Annotated in this window: 7 protein-coding genes and 3 pseudogenes; all 10 read right to left on the reverse strand. The window is 41.2% G+C overall.

Annotated elements, in window-relative coordinates:
• Positions 1-41: 41 nt before the first annotated feature.
• Positions 42-911, reverse strand: a complete 870-nt coding sequence (locus FU659_RS15675) for a MinD/ParA family protein (protein ID WP_147948443.1) — start codon at positions 909-911, stop codon at positions 42-44.
• Positions 908-2,218 carry a flagellar biosynthesis GTPase FlhF gene (gene flhF, locus FU659_RS15680; RefSeq protein WP_147948444.1) on the reverse strand — a complete coding sequence of 437 codons (1,311 nt, stop codon included), beginning with the start codon at positions 2,216-2,218 and terminating at the stop codon, positions 908-910. The genes FU659_RS15675 and flhF overlap by 4 nt, the downstream gene beginning before the upstream one ends.
• The gene (flhA, locus tag FU659_RS15685; RefSeq protein WP_147948445.1) at positions 2,215-4,248 is read right to left on the reverse strand and encodes a flagellar biosynthesis protein FlhA; all 2,034 of its coding nucleotides are present in this window, start codon (positions 4,246-4,248) and stop codon (positions 2,215-2,217) included. Before flhA ends, flhF begins: the two co-directional genes overlap by 4 nt.
• Before the next feature lie 21 nt (positions 4,249-4,269).
• A pseudogene (gene flhB, locus FU659_RS15690) lies at positions 4,270-5,351 on the reverse strand (flagellar biosynthesis protein FlhB).
• A 21-nt stretch (positions 5,352-5,372) separates the two neighbouring features.
• Entirely contained in the window at positions 5,373-6,176 is an 804-nt protein-coding gene (gene fliR / locus FU659_RS15695; protein WP_147948446.1) for a flagellar biosynthetic protein FliR, read from the reverse strand.
• 12 nt (positions 6,177-6,188) lie between these two features.
• Entirely contained in the window at positions 6,189-6,458 is a 270-nt protein-coding gene (gene fliQ, locus FU659_RS15700; protein ID WP_147948447.1) for a flagellar biosynthesis protein FliQ, read from the reverse strand.
• A gap of 26 nt (positions 6,459-6,484) precedes the next feature.
• Positions 6,485-7,128, reverse strand: a pseudogene (fliP, locus tag FU659_RS15705) (flagellar type III secretion system pore protein FliP).
• Between the two features lie 128 nt (positions 7,129-7,256).
• Positions 7,257-7,805, reverse strand: a complete 549-nt coding sequence (locus FU659_RS15710) for a flagellar biosynthetic protein FliO (RefSeq protein ID WP_187274178.1) — start codon at positions 7,803-7,805, stop codon at positions 7,257-7,259.
• Between the two features lie 126 nt (positions 7,806-7,931).
• Positions 7,932-8,294: a response regulator gene (locus FU659_RS15715; protein WP_147948449.1), complete on the reverse strand. Its 363-nt coding sequence runs from the start codon at positions 8,292-8,294 to the stop codon at positions 7,932-7,934.
• Positions 8,295-8,320: 26 nt separating this feature from the next.
• Positions 8,321-8,876: pseudogene (gene fliN / locus FU659_RS38855) on the reverse strand (flagellar motor switch protein FliN); the annotation flags it as partial.
• Positions 8,877-8,975: the final 99 nt, after the last annotated feature.

Raw genomic sequence — 8,975 nt, forward strand, 5'->3', positions numbered from 1 at the left:
CCCTCCTTTATGTGCGGATTCCACATGATTCAAGAAGAATTTTATTTCAAAAGCTTCATCATTTTGTTAAGAAATCCTTTCATCCCGGATGTTGGCGACTCGACAACCTGATAACCTCTAACATACCTTTCCACCACAACTTGAAGGCTTCTGGCCGCAGCCGAATTAGGAAAAGCTACCGTAAAGGGAACCTGCTTTTTAACAGCTTTTGAAACAGCAACATCATCGTCAACAAAACCTAAAGTAGGAATGTCGATATTAAGAAATTGCTTGGCAACGAGTGCGATTTTATCAGCTGTATGCTTTCCTTCCTTCGTATCCGTCACTCGATTAATGACTAATTTGAAGGAAACATCATGTCCCATCGAGTTAACCATTTTGATGATCGCATAGGCATCTGTTATCGAGGTTGGTTCTGGGGTAGTGACAACAAATGTTTCTTCCGCAGCTAGAATGAATTTTAAGGTTTCTTTGGATAAGCCTGCACCCGTATCAAAAATAATGAAATCCACATATCCATTTAGCTGCATAACTTGTTCAGCGAAATAATCTAGTTCTTCTTCTGTCAAACGAAGCAAATCATTAAACCCGGATCCACCTGCGATAAAATCAAGATCATTATAACCCTTTTGAATAATTTCCCATATGGTTTTTTCTTTTTTAAGCAAATGATACAAATTGTATTTAGATGAAACACCCATGAGAACATCGATGTTTGCTAGCCCAATATCCGCATCAAAAACAAGAACCTTATACCCTTGGGACTGAAGAGACAAAGCAAAATTCAACGTAAAATTTGATTTCCCTACGCCTCCCTTTCCGCTAGTCACGGTAATGATCCTGGTTGTTTTTGCGCCTTTTTCATTTTGAATTTGGACCAGGTTCCGCAACCCTTCTGCTTGATCACTCATGTTCTGGATTCCTCCAATAGAAGATCAATGATGTGCCACTCATTCATTTCCGTAATATCATCAGGTACGCTTTGACCATTCGTCACATACGAAAGCTGCAAAGAAAACTCATGAACAATATTTACAATGGCACCATAGGAATCGGTTTCATCCATTTTGGTAAATAGCACTTTATCTAATTTAAATTTATTAAAGTTGTTCGTGATGGCCCTCATATCTCGATATTTCGTAGTTAGACTAAGCACCAGCAGCGTTTCGCTGCTGCCTTGTGTCTTCAGTAATGCATTCAGTTCAGATACATACATCTCATTTCGAAAATTCCGTCCGGCTGTATCCATGAAAATAACATCGCATTCCGCAAGATTATGAAAAGCCTTAGACAAGTCTTGTGGAGAAAAGACGACTTCGATAGGTACATTCAAGATTGTGGCATACGTTTTCAACTGTTCTATAGCAGCAATCCGATACGTATCAGAAGTAATAAAACCTACTTTACGTTGATATTTGAGTACTTGCTCTGCTGCTAACTTCGCAATTGTGGTGGTTTTTCCTACGCCGGTTGGACCAACAAAATGAACAACACGTGTATTCGGAGAAATCCGCTTATTTCTATCCGATTGAAAAATTTGTCCCAGTTTAGCTCGTACCATCCGGATAGCTGTATCATCCGTTACCGTTTCATCCGCTAATTGAAAATCTGCCAGCACCTCGTCAATCAACTGCCGGACTAACGCAGGTTCAACTTCTTGATCGTAAAGCCGTTGTTCGATTTTCTGTAAGGGCTCCGGCAGCTTAGTATCTTCTGCGGAAAGTGTCAGTTTTCGCATCATTTCCTTCATTTGTTTAAGTTCTTCGATTAAATGATCATCCTTATGTAGGGACTTGCTTACGCCCGTATTCACAGATACAGGAGAGTATGTCTGTTGTGGCGCATAAACCGGAGGTGCCTCTACTGCAGCTGGAACTACTATCGGTTCCTTCTTGCGTTCTACAGCAACGAAAACATCGGGAACTTCCGGAAAATCCGATTGATAGCTGTCTGATCTAGAAGAAATTCCTTCATTCGTTCTAGTAGGTGCTTGTTGTCCCTTAGGCTGCGGCACCGATCGTTGTGATCCTGCATTACCTGCATTGGAGCCAGCATCGATAGCAGCAATAACTTCAATCTTTCTCTTACTGAATAAACCAAGAAAGCCACCCGTTCGAATTTCTTTCGTATTCAGGATAACAGCATCCTTACCTAGATCCGTTCGAATTTTTTGCAGAGCATCAGGCATGGAATCAACTACGTATCTTTTTACTCTCATAAATTGACTACCCCCATGCTCTGAATTTCAACATTCGGTTCTAGTTCGCTATACGAAAGTACAGGAATGTCTTGCAATGTTCTCTCCAATAACTGCCTCACATACATGCGAATCGTCGGTGATGTTAAAATAACGGGCTGCTGGCCGGATTGAATCAGTTTGGCAACTTGCTCACTTACACGGTGATAAATAATTTGAGAAGAAGATGGATCAAGAGCTAAATAGCTTCCTTGATCGGATTGCTGCACCGAATCAGCAATTTTCTTTTCCACGGAAGGACCAACGGTGATAACCTTCAGTGAATCGCCTAATGATGTAAATTGTTGTGTGATTTGACGGGATAAAGATTGACGTACATATTCGGTCAAAACTTCTGGATCCTTTGTATAAGATCCGTTATCAGCAAGCGATTCAAGAATCGTTACCAAGTCACGCACAGAAATTTTCTCACGTAACAGTTTGGCCAATACCTTTTGCACATCCCCAATCGTCAAGACAGATGGAATGAGATCATCCACAAGCGCTGGGTAGGTTTCACGAACGTTATCGATAAGTGCCTTCGTTTCTTGTCTACCAAGGAGCTCATGCGTATGTTTCTTGATGATTTCGGTTAAATGCGTAGCCACCACTGAAGGTGGATCAACAACCGTGTAACCTGACAATTCTGCTCGTTCTTTGGTTACTTCATCAATCCATATTGCCGGCAATCCAAAAGCAGGTTCTGTCGTTTCAATACCAGCAATCGAATCATCATCAATACCTGGACTCATTGCCAAATAGTGATTAAGAAGTAATTCGCCGCGCGCGACCGTATTGCCTTTAATTTTAATGATATACTCATTCGGACGTAACTGAATGTTGTCACGAATACGAATTACGGGCACTACAACGCCAAGTTCCAATGCACATTGTCTTCGTATTAAAATAATTCGATCTAGTAAATCTCCGCCTTGCTGCGTATCTGCTAAAGGAATCAGACCATAGCCGAATTCAAACTCGATTGGATCGACCTGCAACAAGGAAATAACGCTCTCAGGACTACGGACCTCTTCGATTTGTTGTTCTTCGACTAATTGCTCCTCTTTAATTGCTTGTCGGTCCAAATTCTTTTGCATTTTGAAAGCTGCGTAAATTAGCAATCCGGCTATCGGAAAAGTACTGTACCAATGAATGGGTGTAAAAATACCAAGTACCACCAAGGTTCCAGCTACAATGTATAATAGTTTCGGCTGCGCCGTCAGCTGTTTCGTAATGTCATGACCGAGATTCCCTTCAGAGGAAGCTCGCGTAACGATAATACCGGCAGCCGTTGAGATTAATAATGCTGGAATTTGACTGACGAGCCCATCCCCAATGGTTAGGATCGAAAAGGTTTCCAACGCTTCCGGAAAGGACATCCCTTTCATCGTCATTCCAATAATGAAACCACCGATTAAATTAATAACGAGAATAATAATACCGGCTATGGCGTCCCCTTTTACGAATTTACTCGCTCCGTCCATGGCACCATAGAAGTCAGCTTCACGTTCAATCTTCTGTCTGCGTTCCCTAGCTTGAACCTCATTAATTAAACCTGCGTTCAAATCAGCGTCAATACTCATTTGTTTACCAGGCATCGCATCGAGTGTAAATCTTGCTGCTACCTCGGCAACACGCTCAGAACCTTTGGTAATTACAATGAACTGTACCAAGACAAGGATGAGAAACACCACGAAACCCACCACGATATTGCCTTGAGCGACGAAAGAACCAAAAGTTCTGACCACGTTACCTGCTTCTGCATGTGCCAAAATGTTCCGTGTCGTGGATACGTTGAGCGCCAACCGGAACAAAGTCGTTATAAGCAATAACGAAGGAAATATTGAAAATTGCAGTGCTTCTTGCGTATTCATTGCGACCAAAATAATCATTAAAGCTATGGAAATATTAATAATTAACAGAAAGTCGAGTAAAGGGATTGGAACAGGTACAACCATCATTAATACAATGCCGATAATACCTACAAGAACAACTAAATCTTTGATTTTCATCAGATTGTACCTCCCCCCTTGTTAATTCGTTTTACCTTTGACTTTATATACGTAAGCCAAAACTTCTGCGACTGCCTGGAACAGCTCTGCAGGAATCGACTCACCGATTTCCACCTGAGCGAAGATCGCTCGAGCAAGTGGTTTGTTTTCCATCGTCATAACACCATTTTTCTTGGCAACATCTTTAATCTTAAGGGCGACGTAATCAGCACCCTTAGCAATAACCGTTGGAGCTTGCATATTGTTGGAATCGTATTTCAAAGCAACCGCGAAATGCGTCGGATTTGTAATAATAACATCCGCTTTCGGAACTTCTTGCATCATTCGCCGCATCGCCATCTGGCGCTGCTTAGCTCTGATCTTCCCTTTAATCAGCGGATCTCCTTCACTCTTCTTATACTCGTCTTTGATATCCTGTTTGGACATTTTCAAACTTTTTTCATACTCATATTTCTGATAAATATAATCAAAAATAGCCAAAACGATTAAAATAGCGCCAATTTTAATGCCTAATGTCAGCGTGAGGGAAGCAATAAATGAAAATGTACTTTCTAAAGGCGAATGTCCAAGGCCTAGGAGCTTAGCCTTCTGCCCCATAAGCGTTGTATAAACGACGTAACCGATGATTAACATTTTCATTGTGGATTTCAGAAAATCCATAATAGTTCGTAATGAGAAAATCCGTTTGAAGCCTGCGATGGGATTTATTTTGTTGAATTTCATCATCAAAGGATCGCCAATAAACATAAACCCGATCTGGCCGTAGTTAGCTAAGAAGGCAATTATTAGAACCAGAATAAAAATCGGTGCCAAAATAAATAAACCTTGTGTTACTAAATCCACGAATAATACTTGAACATTTCCAGTTGTAACTTCCATTGTAAGCTGGTTTTCATACACATTGCGGAAAATATTTATAATACGTACCTTCATATAACTGCCAAACATGAGGAAAGCCATAAATGAAAATAGTAAGATCAGCGCCGCAGGCAAGTCCATACTCTTAGCAACCTGACCCTTTTTACGCGCATCCTGCCTTTTTTGGTTGTTGCGGATTCCGTCTTTTCCCCAGCAAACCATTGCAAATCAAGCTGCAAGCGAATGGGTGGGACACGGGTTTCCTCCTACTTTAAGGGAGTTGATTGTTGCGAACCACTTATCAGTTGGAGCAACTTCTCCATGTAATCAAAGATCGTAGCAAATAAATTTTGAAATTGTGAGTTCAACTCTGGAAACAGGATCACTAGCAGAAAAAAACCTAACATCATTTTGAGCGGTGCTCCTATAACGAAAATATTAAACTGAGGAGCGACCCTTGTCAGTAATCCTAACCCTAGGTCCGTCAAAAAGAGAGCGGCAACAATGGGTGCAGCAAGCTGAAATGATAGGTAAAACATCTTAGACAAAGAACGAAACAAGAAATCGGATATTTGACCATTATAAATATGTGCAAACAATTGGTTATCGAGTGGTACCCAACGATAACTGTCAATGATCGCCCTGATCAAGAAATGATGACCGTCAAAGGAAAGGAAGAGCAATACGGCGATCATATACTTAAGGTTTCCCAACATCGGAGAAGATGCACCTGTCAAAGGATCAATGACACTCGCCATACTGAATCCAATCTGCATATCCATAAAAGAACCAGCCGTTTGTACAACCGTGAAAAAAAGATAGCCCAGAAATCCAAGCAAAACACCAATTAACATTTCACGGATAATCAGCAATATGTATTCGCCATCTATGGGAATTGGCTTATTCAATGCCATTGTGGAAAAAATAATAAACGAAATGAAGACAGAAAGACCGATCTTGAACATCATCGGAACATTTTTGGAAGATAAAATGGGAACGACGACAAAGAACGATGTAATTCGACAAAAAATAAGCAGAAAGGTAGGAATAACTTGAAAAAAGAGCGTCATTTCTCTCACAACCTATCCAACGAATTTGTAAAGGTTGTTGAGCAAATTAAAAGTAAAATCAATCAACGTATTCATGATCCAAGGTCCGAATATTAATATGGACAGAAGAACGGCAACAATTTTGGGAACAAAAGCTAATGTTTGCTCTTGAATTTGTGTCGTTGCTTGAAAAATACTGATGATTAGACCAACTACCAACCCAATTAGCAGCATAGGCGAACTCGCTTTAAGCACGGTATAAACCGCTTCTCCAGCAATGCGAATAACAAATTCCGAACCCATTTAGTAAACCTCCGATATGTTGTTCATCAGCCGTAGCTTAGCAGTAATGATCTCACGACAAGATACCAACCATCTACAAGAATAAACAGTAAGATCTTAAAGGGTAGAGAAATCATGACTGGCGGCAGCATCATCATGCCCATGGCCATTAAGGTGCTGGATACAACCATATCTATGACCAGAAACGGAATAAATATCATGAACCCCATTTGGAAAGCAGATTTCAATTCACTAATGGCGTACGCCGGAACAAGTGAAGTAATCGGAATATCCTCTACGCCTGTTGGTGCCTTAGCTTTGGAATAATCTAAGAAAAGTTTCAGATCCTTTTGACGGGTATGCTTAAACATGAACTTTTTCATCGGATGGATGCTTTTTCAAACGCTTGCGTCTGATTAATATCTCCCTTTAGATAAGGCTGAAGGGCTGTTTGATTAACCTCCCCTAAAGTTGGGGACATGATAAAAAAGGTTAAAAACAGAGCGAGTCCGATTAGAACCTGATTAGGAGGCATCTGCTGGGTTCCTAGTGAAGTTCGAACGAAACCAAGCACGATGACAATTCTTGTGAAACTGGTCATTAGGATAAGAAAAGATGGAGCAAGACTTAGTACGGTTAACAGCAGCAGAAGTGTGACTGTATTCGTGGAACCGCCTGCCGAACTGCCCATAGTACCAATGTTTACATTTAAACCTGGGATTGGATTGTTTACATCCGTTTCCGCAGCTGATGCAGTGAGTGATAACATCAGCATACCTACCAATACGATCAGCAGTATAAGAACTCGTCTATTTCTCTTCATTCATCATTCAACCGATCTTTTTGTTTTTGATCTGAAAGCCATTCTTCAACATTTTTATTGCGGGTTGTCACACGCTGCAGTTTATCATGAAATACTTGTTGGAAGGACGAGGTAAGTTCCACTTCCTCATCCATCTCCTTCTTTCTTTTCGGAAGCTTGCTAATCCAGCTGCTTAGTGAAGCGATGCCGGGTTGCCCATCCTTCGAGGAAGTAAGTAAATCAGTGATATAGGCAACTTCATCGGCGTCATTGATTTTATCCAGCAATTGAATATTATCACCGACGCCAACCACGAAGAGCGAATGACCAATCTCAACAATTTGAATCGATTTATTCTGCCCAAGAGGAACTCCTCCTAACGAACGAATCGAATTGCCAAACAAAGAACCTTTGTTTTTTTTAGCCAAAAACTTAATAAGAACAAAAAACAGAAAAATAATGATTACAAGAAAGAAAATTACTTTGGCAATCATGCCAAACGAATCAAAGTTGTCCGTAGTCGGAAAATCAGCACCGGGAAGACCTTGTCCCGGCTCTTCTGCCATACACAAGGAGCTTATTAATAGCATTGCTGCTGCACTTGCTAGAACGGTAAACAGTCGTTTCGAGTAGAGCCTTCTCATAGTAACAGCCCTTTCGGTTTATGTAAGACTCAACCGAACGTAAACGGCTTAACCCAGAGTCTTCTTGATAGCTTCAATAACACGGTCTGCTTGGAACGGTTTCACAATAAAATCTTTCGCACCAGCTTGAATGGCATCAATAACCATAGCCTGCTGACCCATCGCCGAACACATAATGACTTTAGCATTAGGTTCTATTTTTTTGATTTCCTTCAACGCTTGAATACCGTCCATCTCCGGCATGGTAATATCCATTGTAATGAGATCTGGTTTTAATTCTTTAAATTTCTCGATAGCTTGAGCTCCATCATTTGCTTCTCCACAAACTTCATAACCATTTTTAGACAAAATATCACGAATCATCATTCTCATAAAAGCTGCATCGTCAACAATCAGAATACGGTTAGCCATTAAAAAACAGTCCCCCTAAGATTAAATTATTGTAACTTCTGAATTCGTTCCCATTGATTGACAATATCAGTTACACGTACCCCAAAATTTTCATCAATAACAACGACTTCCCCTTTGGCAATCAGCTTGTTGTTCACCAAGATATCAACGGGCTCACCTGCCAGCTTATCCAGTTCAATGATCGAGCCTTGAGACAATTCCAAGATGTCTTTAATCACCTTATGCGTTCTTCCTAATTCTACAGTTACCTTAAGAGGAATATCCAGTAGTAAATTTAAATTTGTATCATCGGTCATGAGCCAATGAATCGGATTGTAAATTACCAAATTGGACAGGCTGAACATTCACATTGCGATTTGGCATTCCTCCATATGTTGCTGGAGGCTGTTGATACATCGGTTGTTGCTGTTGCGGCGGATACATCGGTGGATACATTGGCTGTCCCATCGGAGGCTGCTGATACATAGGTTGCTCATACATTGGCGGCTGTTGCTGTTGATACATCGGCTGCTCGTACACGGGCTGTGCGGCAGGTGGCGGTGTGTGAACCTCCTGCTTCGGAGCTGCTGCAGGCGGTGTAGGTGCTCATACATTGGCGGCTGTTGCTGTTGATACATCGGCTGCTCGTACACGGGCTGTGCGGCAGGTGGCGGTGTGTGAACCTCCTGCTTCGGAGCTGCT

Source organism: Paenibacillus sp. N3.4 (genome assembly GCF_008017805.1).
GTDB lineage: Bacteria > Bacillota > Bacilli > Paenibacillales > NBRC-103111 > Paenibacillus_E.

What these genes read in the sequence shown, in the direction of transcription:
- FU659_RS15715 (WP_147948449.1), bottom strand. Translation starts at nt 8,294, where the DNA reads ATGGCTAACCGTATTCTGATTGTTGACGATGCAGCTTTTATGAGAATG.
- fliR (WP_147948446.1), bottom strand. Translation starts at nt 6,176, where the DNA reads ATGACGCTCTTTTTTCAAGTTATTCCTACCTTTCTGCTTATTTTTTGT.
- FU659_RS15675 (WP_147948443.1), bottom strand. Translation starts at nt 911, where the DNA reads ATGAGTGATCAAGCAGAAGGGTTGCGGAACCTGGTCCAAATTCAAAAT.
- flhF (WP_147948444.1), bottom strand. Translation starts at nt 2,218, where the DNA reads ATGAGAGTAAAAAGATACGTAGTTGATTCCATGCCTGATGCTCTGCAA.
- flhA (WP_147948445.1), bottom strand. Translation starts at nt 4,248, where the DNA reads ATGAAAATCAAAGATTTAGTTGTTCTTGTAGGTATTATCGGCATTGTA.
- fliQ (WP_147948447.1), bottom strand. Translation starts at nt 6,458, where the DNA reads ATGGGTTCGGAATTTGTTATTCGCATTGCTGGAGAAGCGGTTTATACC.
- FU659_RS15710 (WP_187274178.1), bottom strand. Translation starts at nt 7,805, where the DNA reads ATGGCAGAAGAGCCGGGACAAGGTCTTCCCGGTGCTGATTTTCCGACT.